The following is a 14474-nucleotide window of genomic DNA, read 5'->3' as shown; positions in this document are numbered from 1 at the left end:
CGCCGCGGTTTTGCGATAACGACATGCGAAAACGAAAGCCTGAAGCTTGGCGAGCGGACCTGACGGATCACGACATGCTTCAGAGCGCCGTGCGTCCATTCGGACGCACAAAGGACGCTCTGAGTTTCTTGCTTGCGCATCAGGCTTTCCGAAAATCGATTCCGATTTTCGGGCCGATGCTTGAGTGCCGTTTACCATGTGAAATTGCGGGGTTGGCCACACCGGTAAGTATCTGCTAATGTAGATTCGTTGCACATTGCATCACTCCCGCACTGTCCAAGGTGCCGATTATCGTCAAACTTTGAGGTGCAGTCTTTCAGGCCTGCACCAGGATGAGGAGAGGACTTAATGAGCAGAATTTTATTCGTGATCCTCGCAGTGCTTGCGGTGGCCAATCTGAGTGCCTGCGGGTCGATTGGCAAAGGCAAGGGGAAAGCTCCACCGCCTGCAGCAACGGCCGTCTACAAGTAAAATTCGCATAACACTTAGGAAGGGCTCGACAGGCCCTTCCTCTCTCTGACATCCTCAAACGGCCAGGATTGATCCCGCCTGCCATTCTGGCGCAGGAACGGCGCATCAACCGGCATCAGGCCCGCATTCGCAGGAGCCTGCACATGGAGCGTGTTGATGGCGCTTGGAAGAAGCCGCTTGTGCTTGGTCGCTATTTTGGCGGTTGTGGTATCATCGTGTCAGTCAGAAGACAAAGCCCCCCAGCCACGTTATACATCCGATGCCCGTGACCTGAAAAAACCGGCCACGACTCAAGAACAAGCGGGACGGCGTTTTATCGAGTTCCGCTCGCGTTATGCGCTGACCTACGGCCACACCTATGTCGTCTTCGGCAGCGCCGACAAGAACGGCAGAATGAACAGTCCCGAGGTTGCGGGACTTGCCCCGGCTTCGGAAGATGCCGCTCCCTATGTGATCGGCCACTTCATTCCCGTCCCCGCCACGACAGGCGCGACGGATGGCGACCTCGAGGAGCAATACCGCTCGGCAAGCTGGCGCGTGATGCTGACGGACGCCGAATATGACGACACGGTCGCCTATATTCGCAAGCTCCAGGCGCGCAGCCGTCTATGGGAGGCGACCGTTTACAATTGCAACGCCTTCGTGGCCGATATCGCCAAACATATGGGTTATAAGACGCCTGGCATCTGGCTTCGTCCGCAGCAATTCATTACAAATCTGCGGGAGATGAATACGGGTTGATAGAAAAGCAGGGCGATCCCGGAAAACGGATCGTGGAAAGGTTCTGGTGCCGATTTGAACTTGTCAGTTCACACCATTGGCGAGATCGTCTGGGTCCTCGGAATTGTCGCATGGTACATCATTCGGTACCCGTTTGAGCGCCGCGGCAAACGCGTGCCCGTCGTCAGCAGCCGGCGGAGCGTTTCGGAGAAGATAGCCCTTGCGGCGGCTCTCGCGGGGCTGGCGATCGTGCCGGGATTTTACGTCGCGACAGGCATCCCGAAAGCTGCCGACTACCCTGCCCACCTGTGGGCGGTCGTGCTGGGAGCGGCCATCTTCTGCCTCGCAATGTGGGTCTTTCGCAGAACCCACAAGCAGCTGGGGAAAAACTGGTCCATCACGCTTGAAATCCGCCAGAAGCACGAATTGATCTGCGCCGGGCCCTACGCGCTCGTGCGCCACCCCATGTACACCTCCTTCATGCTGATGGGGCTTGCGCAGGCTTTCCTGCTGTCGAACTGGGTGGCGGGTCTTGCGGGCCTTGTCGGTTTCGCGGTGCTGTTCTTCCTGCGGGTGGACAAGGAAGAGCGTATGATGCTGGACGTTTTCGGCCCTCAGTACCGCACCTATATGGACAAAACCAAGCGGATCATCCCTTATCTCTACTAAAGCAATTCCAGCAAAAGTGTGTAACGGTTTTGCGTCCGGAATTGCGTGAAAACAGGGAGATAGAGCGTCCTTTGTGCGTCCGAATGGACGCACGGCGCTCTAGGGGAGGCACGATGAAGGGACGAACAATAAGGCTTTCGCCGGCAAGGCGGCTTGTCGGAGATCTCATGCGATTTTCGATCGGCATCCCGCGCGTCACCGTGCAGCGGCAGATGAATATCCGCCCGCTGCTGGATGCCCGAAGCGCCTGCGATCCGCGCCCGTCATGGACCGTGCTGTTCCTGAAAGGCTATGCGCTGCTCTCGAAGGAGACCCCGGATCTCCGGCGCGCCTATATCAAATTCCCGTTTCATCAGCTCTACGAATATCCTGAAAGCGTGGCCTCCATCGCCCATGAGCGCGAGCATGAGGGCGAGCGGATCGTTCTCCTGAGCAAGATAAAGGGGCCGGAACAGCGCCCCATTCCCGAGCTGGAAAAGCTGATCCGCGAAGCCCGCTCGCTGCCGATCGGCGATATCAAGGACTTCCGGCGTTCGCTCAAACTTGCCCGCGCGCCTGCCCTGCTCCGCTGGTCCATGATGTGGCTCGGGCTCAACCTGGCAAAACGGCGCGGGCATTATTTCGGCACGTTCCAGCTCTCGGTCTATTCCGGCCTCGGCGCCGAATCCTTGAATCCGCTGACGCCGCTCACCACGCTGCTGAATTACGGCCCGATCGATGCGGACGGCACGGTCACCGTGCGCATCCACTATGACCACCGCGTCATGGATGGCGCCAGCATCGCTCGGGCATTGGAGCGGTTCGAAAACATCCTGAACGGCGAGGTCACCGACGAGGTCAGGGCGCTGCCGCAGGCGGGAAAGCCCGCCGGCATATCGATTGCGGGACTTGCCCCATGAGCGAAAGCGCCGAGCTGCGCCTGGCTGTCGTCGTTCTCGGTGCGTCCCGCGGCATCGGGCGGGCCATTGCCAGGGTCGCTGCGCGCGAGGGCAATATCGTGGTTCTCGTGGCACGCTCCCCCCAAGACCTTGCGGCTGCCGCGACGGAGATTACGCAGGCCGGCGGAGAAACCTTCACGATCGAACTCGACCTCGCCTCTGCGGATGCATCGTCGCGCCTGGAAGCCTATCTTGCCGAGAATGGACTGACCTGCAGCGTTCTGGTCAACAGCGCCGGCTACGGGCTGCGCGGCGCGGCAACCACCCTGCCCGCCGATGAGCAGCTCGGGATCATCGACGTCAACATCCGCGCACTCGCCGACATGACCCTGCGCTTCCTGCCGGGCATGGTGGCGCGCCGCAGCGGCGGCGTCATCAACCTCGGCTCCGTCGCCGGTTTCGCACCCGGCCCCTACATGGCCTTCTATTACGCCAGCAAGAATTTCGTGCGCGCCTTCTCGACCGCCCTTCATGAGGAGGTGCGCCGCTTCGGTGTGACGGTAACCTGCGTCGCCCCCGGCCCTGTCTCGACCGACTTCCTTGAAAAATCCGGCGCCAACCGGGCCGCCCTCTTCAAGGTGCTGCCAAAGCTCGATGCCGATTATGTGGCCGAGCAGGCATGGCAGGGTTTCAAGTCCGGCCGCCGCCTCGTCATTCCCGGCATCTCCTCGAAGCTCGCCGCCTTCATTGCGAGAATCTTGCCCTCAGCGGTGGCCCTGCGCCTGATCGGCCGGGCTCAGCGCCGCAAAAGGGATCCGAGCCCCCATCGGCCAGAGACGAGCGCTACGGCAAGAGACGAGCACTACGGCACCGGCCCGTAAACCGGAATCGGCTTTCGGAAAGCCCGATGCGTAGGCTCTGGGAGTTAAGGCGTCCTTCGTGCCTGCAGCTGGATGTGCAGCGCTTCAGCTGAGGCTGCAATGCCCTGGATCATTGCTGGTCGGTGCGGTGCGCGAAAACCTGCTTTGAACCATCCGGCTGATCGGCCTGCGATGCCTCGAGCCTGATCCGCAGCCACCAGTTCGCACTCAGGCGCGGCGCCGTCAGCTGTCCATCATGAGGAGCTGGTTTCACCACCTCGTTCTGAATGCGATTGCCTTTTCCGGGCGCAATATCGTCAGCGCAAGCCATGGTCAAAGGAACAGCAAGAGCCGCGCTCGCGAGGAGCGCTCTCCAGGCATGTCTTGCAGCGCTTGGCATGACGGGCCGGTTTCTCATCAGCCCATTCAGCCAGAATATTAGACTTTACGGAAGTACGAAACGGTAAATGCGCCGGCAGTAAACGTAAATATACTGACGGTTCGCGCCCGAAACCGTCATACACATCAGGGTGGGCTCGGCAAGATAAACATTCATTCGATTGACTGAAAGTTTCGTTTGGGTTATAAATGAGACATGACTGATGAACAAACCCAACCGAACCGCGCCGAAATCACCCGGGAAAAGCTGCTGTCGGCGGCGCTCGATGTCTTCGGCCGTTATGGCTTCGACGGCACCTCGACGCGCCAGCTCAGCGAAGCCGCAGGCGTCAACCTGCAGGCCATTCCCTATTATTTCGGCGGCAAGGAAGGCCTCTATGTCGCAACCGCGGAATATCTGGTCTCGCGCATCGAGCACCATGTCGGCGGAATGCGGCAGCGGATCGGTGCCAGGCTTATGGAACTGGCTGCTGCCGGAGAGGCACTGAGCGAAGAGGAAGCGCGGCTTTTCCTGACGGATATGGGCACCACCATGGTCAGCCTTTTCGTCAGCAAGGAATCCGAGCCCTGGGCGCGTTTCATCATCCGCGAACAGATGGAGCCGACCGAGGCCTTCGCCCGTGTCTATCAGGGCCTCATGCGCCCGATGATCGAGATGGCGAGCCGGATGATCGGCACCATCCTGCAGGAAGACCCGGCCAGCGAGCATGTGCGGCTGCGCACCCTCGCCTTCGTCGGCAACATCATGGTCTTCCGCGTCGCCCACGCGGCCGTTCTCGCCCAGATGGAGTGGCAGTCGGTCGGGTCAGAACAACTCCAGACCCTGCGCAACCTCGTTGCAGAGCTTGTCGGCCAATTGCATCAGCCGAAAGGAAATACCCGATGAGACGGATCCTCCCCCTTGCCATCCTCATTCTCGTTGCGGCGGGCGCTGCCGCCTGGTGGTACGGCCTGCCCCAGAAGCTCGGCTGGCTGCCGGAACGATCAGGAGAGTTCACGCTCTATGGCAATGTCGATATCCGGCAGGTTTCCCTCGGCTTCCGTGTCAATGGCCGGCTTGCCTCGCTCGCCGTCGATGAGGGCGACATGATCAGGAGCGGCGATGTGCTCGGCAAACTCGACACCGCGCCTTACGAGGCTGCCGTTGCCTCCGCCGAGGCCGACGTCGCTGCCCTGCAGGCGATGCTCGACAAGCTCAGAGCCGGCCCGCGGCCGACGGAAATTGCCCAGGCCAGCGCCTCCTATGACGAGAGCCTCGCAGCGCTCAGAAACGCCAATATTGCCTATGACCGCGCTCGCCAGCTGCGCCCGCAGGGCACGATCTCCGAAGCCAATCTCGACACGGCGACGGCCAATCGCTCGATGGCGGCCGCGCGTGCAGACTCCGCCAATCAGGCCCTGAAACTGCTGCAGGAAGGCACTCGCGTGGAAGATATTTCCGCTGCCGAGGCGCAGTTGAAGGCCGCCCAATCGGCGCTGGTCTCCGCCCGCATCTCGCTTGCCGATGCCGAACTGCTTGCGCCGAATGACGGTATCATCCTTTCCCGTGTGCGGGAACCCGGCGCCATCGTCTCGCCGGCCGATACCGTCTATGTGCTTTCGCTGACGCAGCCGGTCTGGGTGCGCAGCTATGTGGCCGAAGGCGATCTCGGCCGCCTGCAGCCCGGCATGAAGGTTCAGGTAACCTCGGATACGCATCCGGACAAGCCCTATGAAGGCACTGTCGGATTCATCTCGCCGGTCGCCGAATTCACGCCGAAATCGGTCGAGACGCCCGAGCTTCGCACCGATCTCGTCTATCGCCTGCGCATCGTCATCGACAAGCCCGGCCCGGATCTGCGCCAGGGCATGCCTGTTACCGTGCACTTTCCCGCGCCGGCCGCGCAATGACCTCCTCCCCGCAAACGGATGAGGCGCTGGTCCGGCTTGCCGATGTCACCAAGCGCTTCGGCGATGGCCCGCCGGCGCTGGATGCAATCTCCGGCGAGGTCAAGGGCGGCGCCATCACCGGCCTCGTCGGCCCCGATGGCGCCGGCAAGACCACGCTGATCCGGCTGATGACCGGCCTCATGCTGCCGGAGAGCGGCACGGTCGAGGTGCTGGGCTTCGATACCGCCAGGAACCCGGCCGCCATCCAGGCCTCGATCGGCTACATGCCCCAGCGCTTCGGCCTCTATGAGGACCTCTCGGTCCAGGAAAATCTCGATCTCTATGCCGATCTGCGCGGCCTGCCCAAGGCCGAACGCGCCGCCTCCTTCGAGGAACTTCTGACCTTCACCGACCTGAAGCGCTTCACGACACGGCTCGCCGGCAAGCTGTCGGGCGGCATGAAGCAGAAACTCGGCCTTGCCTGCGCGCTACTGAAAAAGCCACGCCTGCTGCTGCTCGACGAGCCCGGCGTCGGCGTCGATCCGATCTCGCGGCGCGATCTCTGGAAGATGGTCGAGAACCTGACGCAGGAAGGCATCGGCGTGCTCTGGTCGACGGCCTATCTTGATGAGGCCGAAGCCTGCGACCATGTGCTGCTGCTCAACCAGGGCAAGCTGCTCTTTTCCGGCAAGCCGCATGATCTGACCGGCCGCGTCGAAGACCGCGTCTTCAAGGTTTCGGGTGTCACCGGCCGCAGGCGGCAGGTGCTGGCCGAACTCTTGCAGACGAAAGGCGTCATCGACGGTGTCATCCAGGGCGATGCCATCCGCCTCGTGACCGGCAAGGACGAGACGCCCGACATCGGCGGCGCCGGCAACGGGGCGAAGCTGACGCCCACCCCTGCCCGCTTCGAGGACGCCTTTGTCGACATGCTGGGCGGCGGCCCCGGCGGGCGCTCGAAACTCGCAGAAGCGCAGAAATCACCCAGCGAAACCGGCGACCGCCCCGTCATCGAGGCCCGCGGCCTGACCAAGCGTTTCGGGGATTTCACCGCCGCCGACAAGATCACCTTCGATATAAGCCGCGGCGAGATCTTCGGCCTGCTCGGGCCGAACGGCGCCGGCAAATCCACCACCTTCAAGATGCTCTGCGGCCTCTTGAAACCAACAGAGGGAGAAGGCCGCGTCGCCGGCTTCGACCTGCGCAAGGATGCCGCCGAAGCCCGCAACCAGCTCGGCTACATGGCGCAGAAATTCTCGCTCTATGGTGATCTCACCGTCATGCAGAACCTCGAATTCTTCGCCGGCGTCTATGGCCTCTCAGGCAGCCGCCGGCGCGAGCGCATCGAGCTGATGACCGAGATATTCGATTTCGGCCGCCATGCGCGCCATTCGGCCAAGGACCTGCCGCTCGGCCTGAAACAGCGCCTGGCGCTTGCCTGCGCCGTCATGCACGAGCCGCGCGCCCTGTTCCTCGATGAGCCGACGTCAGGCGTCGATCCGATTACCCGGCGCGAATTCTGGACCCATATCAATGCGCTCGTCGAAAAGGGCGTCACCGTTCTGGTGACGACGCATTTCATGGACGAGGCCGAATATTGCGACCGCATCTCGCTGATCTATCGCGGCCGCTCGATTGCGCTCGGTTCGCCCGACGAGTTGAAGGCACGTGTCGCGACAAAGGAACAGCCTGACCCGACGATGGAGGACGCCTTCATCGCGCTGGTACAGGAATCCGAAACGGAGGAAGCCGCATGAGCACCTCCTCCCGCATCCGCCGCTTCACAGCCCTCGTGCGCAAGGAAAGCTATCAGGCGATCCGCGACCCCAGCACCATTCTCATCGCCTTCGTGCTGCCGCTGATCCTGCTCTTCCTCTTCGGCTATGGTGTGTCGCTGGATACGACGCGCACCCGCATCGGCCTGGTGCTGGAACAGGCGACGCCGCTGACGCAGGATCTTTCGGCAAGCTTCCAGGCCTCCCGCTATTTCTCCGTCACAGTCGGGCGCGACCAGCGCATGTTCCATGACGATCTCGTGCTCGGCAAGGTGCGCGGCATTGTCGTGATCCCGGCGGATTTCGCGACGGACTATGCGGCGGGCAGGCGACCGCAGATCCAGGTTCTCGTCGATGGCTCCGACCCGAACACCGCCAATTTCGTCCAGAACTACGCGCAGGGCGCCGTCGCCAACTGGGAGCGCCAGCGCCAGTCAGAAACGGTGGCATCAGGTCCGCCCATCTCCATCGAGCAGCGCTTCTGGTTCAATCCGGAGCTGACGAGCCGCAATTTCCTCGTCCCCGGCTCCATCGCCATCGTCATGACGCTGGTCGGCACCCTTTTGACCTCGCTCGTCGTCGCCCGCGAATGGGAGCGCGGCACGATGGAAGCGATGATGGCCACACCGGTGACGGCGGCCGAACTGCTGGCCGGCAAGATCCTGCCCTATTTCCTGCTCGGCCTCGCCTCCATGACGCTCTGCGTGCTGCTCGCCGTCTTCCTCTTCGACGTACCCTTCCGCGGCTCGGTTTTCGCCCTTTATGCGCTGTCGGCCGCCTTCCTGATACCGGCGCTCGGCCAGGGCCTGCTGATCTCCACGGCAACCAAGAACCAGTTCCTCGCCTCGCAGATCGCGCTGATCACGGCCTTTCTGCCGGCGTTCCTGCTGTCGGGCTTCCTCTTCGAGATCAACTCCATGCCCCAGATCATCCAGTGGATCACCATCATCGTGCCCGCCCGCTACCTGATCCCCAGCCTGCAGACGGTGTTCCTCGCCGGCGATATCTGGCCGATGTTTGCCCGCTCCATTGCCGTCATGCTCGTCATCGGCGGCATCATGTTTGTGCTGGCGGCCCGCAGCACCAGGAAGAGGATCGGCTGAGATGTGGTGGACCCGCCTGAAGGCTCTCATGACAAAGGAACTGCTCGCCGTGATGCGCGATCCCAAGGGACGCTTCGTGCTGATCGTGCCGCCCCTCATGCAGCTCCTCATCTTCTCCTATGCGGCGACGCTCGAAGTGCGCAATGTCGATGTCATGGTGCTGAACCGCGACAGCGGCCATTGGGGACAGGAACTGATCCAGCGCATCCAGGGCTCCCCGACTTTCCGGCATATCGAGACCGCCGCCAACCAGGCCGATATCCGCGAGGCAATCGACGGCCAGTCCGTCATTGCCGCAATCGAGATCGGCCCGGATTTCTCCCGCAACATCGAGGCCGGCATATCAGCCGATCTGCAGATCATCCTCGACGGCCGCCGCTCCAACGCCTCGCAGATCGTCTCCGGCTATCTCACGCAGATCGGCATGACGCTTTCAGCCGAAACGCCGGCAGGCCGGCGCGCCATGGCAAGCACGGTCGCGACCGTGCCGCGCAACTGGTTCAACGCCAACCTCACCTATCAATGGTTCATGGTGCCGAACCTGATCGCCAGCATCGCCCTCTTGATCGGCCTCATCGTCACCGCCCTTTCGATTGCCCGCGAAAGAGAACTCGGCACTTTCGACCAGCTCATGGTCTCGCCGCTGCGCGTGCATGAAATCCTGATCGGCAAGCTCGTTCCGCCTGTCATGATCGGCCTCTTCCACATGACACTCTATGTGCTGGCGGCGATCTTCATCTTCGGCGTGCCGTTGCGCGGTTCCCTCCTGCTGCTCTACGGCAGCTCGATCTTCTATCTGGGTTCGGTGGCAGGCCTCGGCCTCTTCATCTCGGCCCTGTCGATGACACAGCAGCAGGCCATCCTCGGCGCCTTCCTGTTCATGGTGCCGGCCATGCTGCTCTCGGGTTTCGCAACCCCGATCGAGAACATGCCGGATTGGCTGCAGCCGGTGACTATTATCAATCCGCTGCGCTATTTCCTGGTCATCGTCAAAGGCGTTTTCCTGAAGGATATCCCTGCAGAAGAAGTGTTGAACCAGACGATCCCGCTGGCATTGATCGCCTGCGCAACGCTTGGTGCCGCCGCCTGGTTGTTCCGCCGCAGGCTCGAATAGGCCTCACGCACTGTGACCTCAGTTGCCAAAGCGTGACTCCTGAAACCAGGAACATCGAAACGGCAGGCTCGTTTCCTCAGCGCAAACCAAAACAATTCCCAGCAGATCTACGACGCGGTTTCGCGTCCGCCGCCGCGCGAGGTCGTCACCTACGTCCAGGAACAGCCGGCTCCGCCGTCTACTGTCGTCGTGGAGCAGCCGATCGTCGTCGGCAAGCCGCTTCCTGCCGAAGTCCAGGTGATGCCGGTGCCGGATAATCCGCGCTATGCCTATACGGTCATCAACAATCGCCATGTGATCGTCGAGCCCCGGACCCACCGCGTGGTCCAGGTCATCGAATAAGCGATCAGATCATCGAATGAAAAGATGCAGCCCCGCCTCGACTGGCGGGGCTTTTTTGTCAGGTGCGGTTCCGCAGCGCTTCAGCCTGCGCATAGAACTTCTTTTCCCATTCCTTGTGATTATCCAGCCCTTCGCGAATGAACGGCGTGAAAACCGCAAGATTGAGCAGAAGCCAGTTGACGATCCGTGCCGGGAATTTCAGCGGCTTCACGAAATCGATGAACAGAACGACGCGCGTCTTGTCCGTATGGTTCCAGGCCTCGTGCTCATAGGCATCGTCGAAGATCAGCGCCTTGCCTTCCTGCCAGTGGCAGATCTGGTCCTGGACGCGGATGGCAAGCTTGTCGGTGGCATCAGGCACGATCATGCCGAGATGCAGGCGCAATACGCCATTATACGGGCCGCGATGCGCCGGCAGGTGTTTGCCGGGCTCGAAGATCGAGAACATCGCCGTCTTCAACCCCGGGATCTTCTGCACGGCCTTCCAGGTTTCCGGGCAGGCCCGGATATTCTGCTCCGACTTCAGGCCGAAGCCGGAAAGGAAGAAGGTCTTCCACCTGTTGTCCTTGGAGATGGTTTGCACGTCGGTGGCGATTTCCTGAAAGCTCGGCAGCTCGCTCTGGCGCACGAGCACGCGGTCAAGCTCGGCGCGGATCTGCGGCCAGGCCTTCTCGACCTCCTTCGCCCACGGGAAAACGTTGATGTCATAGACCGGCGGATTGCCGAGCTTTGCATATTTGAAGTTCAGGCGCTCGGCCCAGGCGACGATGTCCATGAAGAAGCGCGTCACGGCACTGGGGCGATCCATGGGGGCGATCCCGGCAGTGACAAAGCCCTGCTCGGCGAAGGTGGATCCTGATTTTTCGGGAAGGGGTGTATTGGCGATACCGTCAGTCATAGGCTTTCCATTGCTGACTAAAGCAACTCCAGCAAAAGTGCACAGCGGTTTTGCGTCCGGAATTGCCTCAAGACGAAAAATAGAGCGCTTCCGTGTTTCGAAGAAAAACGGAAATGTTCGGGGAAATTGCATGGCCTTCCGCGCAGGAGCCGACACGACATCAGCGCGTTTGCCATTTCCTAAATATGGATAATCCCCACCGCGCCTCAAGTATCGCTCTAGCGGTCAAATGCCGCAGGGAACCGCCGCGTCGAAACACGGCAGTTCCCGTTTCCCAAAGACATATCCGGGAAAAATATCAGACTTTCAGCTCGCGGCGTTCGCGCTCGCTGACCATGGCAAGGTCGAGCACCTTTTGCAGGTTTGCCGCATGGCGGAAGTTCGGGTCGAGTTGCACGCCACTTGCCACGGCCTCGGCAAAACGCTGATAATTGGTGGCAACCGGCGCTACCTCGATCGGCTTCCAGTTCGCAGTTTCCACGTCCTCACCAAGGCAGCCATACAGTTCGGAACCGCTTGGACGGTGGATGACCTCAAGGCTGCCCTTCTCGCCGTAAATGCGCAGCCTCAACTCGTTGAGATGTCCGGTTGCCCAGCGGCTCGCGTGGATGACACCGAGCGCGCCATTGGCGAAATCGACCGACATGGTGAAGCTGTCATTGGCGTCAAGCATATACTCGCCGATCTGGCCGCCCGGCGCCTTGTTGAAGGTCTTGAGCCGCGCAAAGACGTGATCGATGTCGGTCGCAGCGCCATAGGCTGCGAAGTCGAGGATATGGATACCGACATCGCCGAGCACGCCGTTCGATCCGTGACCGGTGGACAGGCGCCACAGCCAGGTGGATTCCGTGCGCCAGTCCCCCCAGGCACGCGAAACGAGCCAGCTCTGAAGATAGGAGGCCTCCACATGCTTGATCGTGCCGAGCTCGCCCGAAAGCACCATCTCGCGGGCGCGCTGCAGGGGAGCGACGTTGCGATAGGTGAGGTTCACCATGTTAATGACGCCGGCCTTTTCAGCCGCTTCCGTCATCTCCAGCGCCCTTGGATAATTTTCCGCCAGCGGTTTCTCACAAAGCACATGCTTGCCGGCCGCGATCAGCGCCATGGTGGTCGGGTGGTGAATCCGGTCGGGCGTGATATTTGTCGCCGCATCGAATTCACCCCAGGCGATCGCCTCCTCCAGCGTCAGAAACCGCTTCTCGATATTGAACTTATCGGCAAAGGCGGCCAGACGTTCGGAATCCGTGTCGACGGCGCCGACCACGGTCACACCGTCCATATTCATGAAGTGGGCGAGCTGGTTTTTCGCCATCACGCCCGTACCAAGAACGAGTAGTCGCATGGATGCTCCTCAGCGGTAACCGGCTTCGCCGGCCTGGTGCAGTCTCGGGCCGCGCTCGACGATCGGCTCCAGTGCTTTTTCTACCGGCACATTTGGAGCATCGGTGATGCTCTTCAATGCACCCTCGGCGTTATAGGCCCACTTGACGCCGTTGATCAGCACCTTCTGCACGTTGGCATCGTGGTAGGTCGGGTAGGTTTCGTGGCCGGGGCGGAAATAGAAGATGTTGCCGGCACCACGGCGCCAGGTCAGGCCGGAGCGGAAGACTTCGCCACCCTGGAACCAGGAGATGAACACCGTTTCCAGCGGCTCCGGTACCGAGAACTGCTCGCCGTACATCTCTTCGTTCTCCAGCTCGAAATGCTCGCCGATACCGGCAGCGATCGGATGGCGCTGATTGATCGTCCACAGCCGCTCGCGTTCACCCGCCTCGCGCCATTTCAGCGCACAGGGCGTGCCCATCAGACGCTTGAAGATCTTCGAGAAATGACCGGAATGCAGCACGAGCAGGCCCATGCCTTCCCACACCCGCTTGGCGACACGCTCGACGACTTCGTCGGACACCGCGCCATGATCCTTATGGCCCCACCAGGTCAGGACATCGGTCTCGGCAAGCCGCGCTTCGCTCAACCCATGCTCGGGCTCCTGCAGCGTCGCGGTCGTCGCGGAAATCGCCGGGTCGGTGTTCAGCGCCTTGGCAATGGTCGTGTGCATGCCCTCGGGATAGATGCCGCGGACGATCTCGTTGGTTGTCTCATGGATGTTCTCTCCCCAGACGACGGTGCGAATGGCCATGGCGGTGCTCCTCTAGAACCTTTGGATTTTGGGCAATCAGGAAGGCGGGATTCAAAGCGCTTTGGAGAGATGGCCAGCCAAAGCGGTTTCTCCTCCGCATCAGACGAAGACATAGACCTTTGTCGGCATTTTGACAAAGAGGATTTTTCCAGGCTTCGCGACCCGGAAAAACCCCCTTTCAGATCAATGGGAAATGGACTTGGAGAACAGGTTGACGACGACCACGCCCGAGATGATCAGGCCGAGGCCGATGATGGCGGGCGTATCCAGCCGCTGCTTGAAAAAGATAAGCCCGACGGTGGAAATCAGCACGATTCCCAAAGCGCTCCAAATCGCATAGGCGATGCCGACGGGAATATGCTTCAGTGTCAGCGACAGGCAGTAGAAGGCGGCCCCATAGCAGACGACCACAAGCGCCGTCGGCCCGAGGCGGGTGAACTGCTGGGAAAGCTGAAGTGCTGTCGTGCCGATAACTTCAAGCACGATGGCTGCAACGAGCAGCCCATAGACAGCAGCCGGGTTCATGGCGGTATTCCTTCGTAATCTACTTGTGGGTCAGCTCGATGAGGCGGGCGATCAGGTCTCGCCTCAGAGCATCGCTGATATCATGGCTTTCCAACGTATCTGCGAACCACAGACCGTCGGCGGCAAAACGGACGATCAGGGTGTCGAGCGCGGAGTCGGTACCGATATATTCCTCGGCCCTCGCCGCCACCCATTGGCGCCATCGCAGGCGCAGCCGGGGTTCGGCAAGCAGTGCGATCGTCACCTGCGTCCAGCTTCGGGAATCGTCGGGACGATCCTTCAGCCCGGACACCGCCTGCAGATAGGCGCGCGAGAAACGTCCCTGCGGCAGCGGGTCGCCGCGCATCAGCTCGTCTATATCGGCGTCGAACTTCTCCAGCAGGCTTTCGAACAGGGCATCCAGCAGCGCGTTCTTCGTCGGAAAGTGATGCAGCAGCCCGCCCTTGCTGACACCTGACGCGGCCGAGACCGCATCGAGCGTCACAGCGCTCATGCCACTCTCCCCAGCAAGGCGCGCGGCGACCTCCAGCAACTGCTGGCGTACGAGCACGGGTTGTTTCTTGCGATGATGGGCGTTTGACATGGATTGATAAAGATACCGTCCGGACGGTTTTGTCAAGAAGAATCGGCTGCAGACCCTGCCTCGCAAAGGATTATGCGCGAAGTGACGCGGTGTTTTGATGACAGTTGCGATCCTTTTTGATCGGGTGCATC

15 protein-coding genes and 1 pseudogene are annotated in these 14474 nt (G+C 61.1%); 11 read left to right on the top strand and 5 right to left on the bottom strand.

Annotated features, from left to right (window positions below):
• Positions 1–348: 348 nt before the first annotated feature.
• From AC1DUP_RS01050 to AC1DUP_RS01000, 11 genes and pseudogenes are all read left to right on the top strand, one after another.
• Complete coding sequence (locus AC1DUP_RS01050; RefSeq protein ID WP_113298940.1) at positions 349–471, top strand: ABC transporter; 123 nt, start codon at positions 349–351, stop codon at positions 469–471.
• Positions 472–627: 156 nt separating this feature from the next.
• Entirely contained in the window at positions 628–1212 is a 585-nt protein-coding gene (locus tag AC1DUP_RS01045; protein ID WP_113298939.1) for a hypothetical protein, read from the top strand.
• A gap of 60 nt (positions 1213–1272) precedes the next feature.
• Entirely contained in the window at positions 1273–1860 is a 588-nt protein-coding gene (locus AC1DUP_RS01040) for a protein-S-isoprenylcysteine O-methyltransferase (RefSeq protein ID WP_115036398.1), read from the top strand.
• Between the two features lie 113 nt (positions 1861–1973).
• Positions 1974–2759 (top strand): hypothetical protein, encoded by a 786-nt coding sequence (locus AC1DUP_RS01035; RefSeq protein ID WP_113298938.1) that lies wholly within the window; start codon positions 1974–1976, stop codon positions 2757–2759.
• Positions 2756–3619, top strand: coding sequence for an SDR family NAD(P)-dependent oxidoreductase (locus AC1DUP_RS01030; protein WP_477831863.1), 864 nt, complete (start codon positions 2756–2758; stop codon positions 3617–3619). The genes AC1DUP_RS01035 and AC1DUP_RS01030 overlap by 4 nt, the downstream gene beginning before the upstream one ends.
• Positions 3620–4193: 574 nt before the next feature.
• Positions 4194–4883 carry a CerR family C-terminal domain-containing protein gene (locus tag AC1DUP_RS01025; protein WP_113298935.1) on the top strand — a complete coding sequence of 230 codons (690 nt, stop codon included), beginning with the start codon at positions 4194–4196 and terminating at the stop codon, positions 4881–4883.
• Complete coding sequence (hlyD, locus tag AC1DUP_RS01020; protein WP_477831862.1) at positions 4880–5887, top strand: secretion protein HlyD; 1008 nt, start codon at positions 4880–4882, stop codon at positions 5885–5887. The genes AC1DUP_RS01025 and hlyD overlap by 4 nt, the downstream gene beginning before the upstream one ends.
• Positions 5884–7623 carry an ATP-binding cassette domain-containing protein gene (locus tag AC1DUP_RS01015; RefSeq protein ID WP_477831861.1) on the top strand — a complete coding sequence of 580 codons (1740 nt, stop codon included), beginning with the start codon at positions 5884–5886 and terminating at the stop codon, positions 7621–7623. Before hlyD ends, AC1DUP_RS01015 begins: the two co-directional genes overlap by 4 nt.
• Positions 7620–8744, top strand: coding sequence for an ABC transporter permease (locus AC1DUP_RS01010; RefSeq protein ID WP_477831860.1), 1125 nt, complete (start codon positions 7620–7622; stop codon positions 8742–8744). Before AC1DUP_RS01015 ends, AC1DUP_RS01010 begins: the two co-directional genes overlap by 4 nt.
• A gap of 1 nt (position 8745) precedes the next feature.
• Positions 8746–9858, top strand: coding sequence for an ABC transporter permease (locus AC1DUP_RS01005; protein ID WP_477831859.1), 1113 nt, complete (start codon positions 8746–8748; stop codon positions 9856–9858).
• A gap of 114 nt (positions 9859–9972) precedes the next feature.
• Positions 9973–10200: pseudogene (locus tag AC1DUP_RS01000) on the top strand (DUF1236 domain-containing protein); the annotation flags it as partial.
• Between the two features lie 58 nt (positions 10201–10258).
• Here AC1DUP_RS01000 and olsC read toward each other — a convergent pair.
• From olsC to AC1DUP_RS00975, 5 genes are all read right to left on the bottom strand, one after another.
• Positions 10259–11098: an ornithine lipid ester-linked acyl 2-hydroxylase OlsC gene (olsC, locus tag AC1DUP_RS00995; RefSeq protein ID WP_477831858.1), complete on the bottom strand. Its 840-nt coding sequence runs from the start codon at positions 11096–11098 to the stop codon at positions 10259–10261.
• Positions 11099–11396: 298 nt separating this feature from the next.
• Entirely contained in the window at positions 11397–12440 is a 1044-nt protein-coding gene (locus AC1DUP_RS00990; protein WP_113298928.1) for a Gfo/Idh/MocA family protein, read from the bottom strand.
• Positions 12441–12449: 9 nt separating this feature from the next.
• The gene (locus AC1DUP_RS00985; protein ID WP_115034249.1) at positions 12450–13235 is read right to left on the bottom strand and encodes a ThuA domain-containing protein; all 786 of its coding nucleotides are present in this window, start codon (positions 13233–13235) and stop codon (positions 12450–12452) included.
• 183 nt (positions 13236–13418) lie between these two features.
• Complete coding sequence (locus AC1DUP_RS00980; protein ID WP_113311308.1) at positions 13419–13760, bottom strand: SMR family transporter; 342 nt, start codon at positions 13758–13760, stop codon at positions 13419–13421.
• Positions 13761–13779: 19 nt separating this feature from the next.
• Positions 13780–14343, bottom strand: a complete 564-nt coding sequence (locus AC1DUP_RS00975; protein ID WP_113299718.1) for a TetR/AcrR family transcriptional regulator — start codon at positions 14341–14343, stop codon at positions 13780–13782.
• Positions 14344–14474: the final 131 nt, after the last annotated feature.

The organism is Rhizobium sp. 01L419, assembly GCF_056400025.1.
The sequence above is the reverse complement of the archived record's forward strand: the minus strand, read 5'-3'. Positions and strand labels throughout refer to the sequence as shown.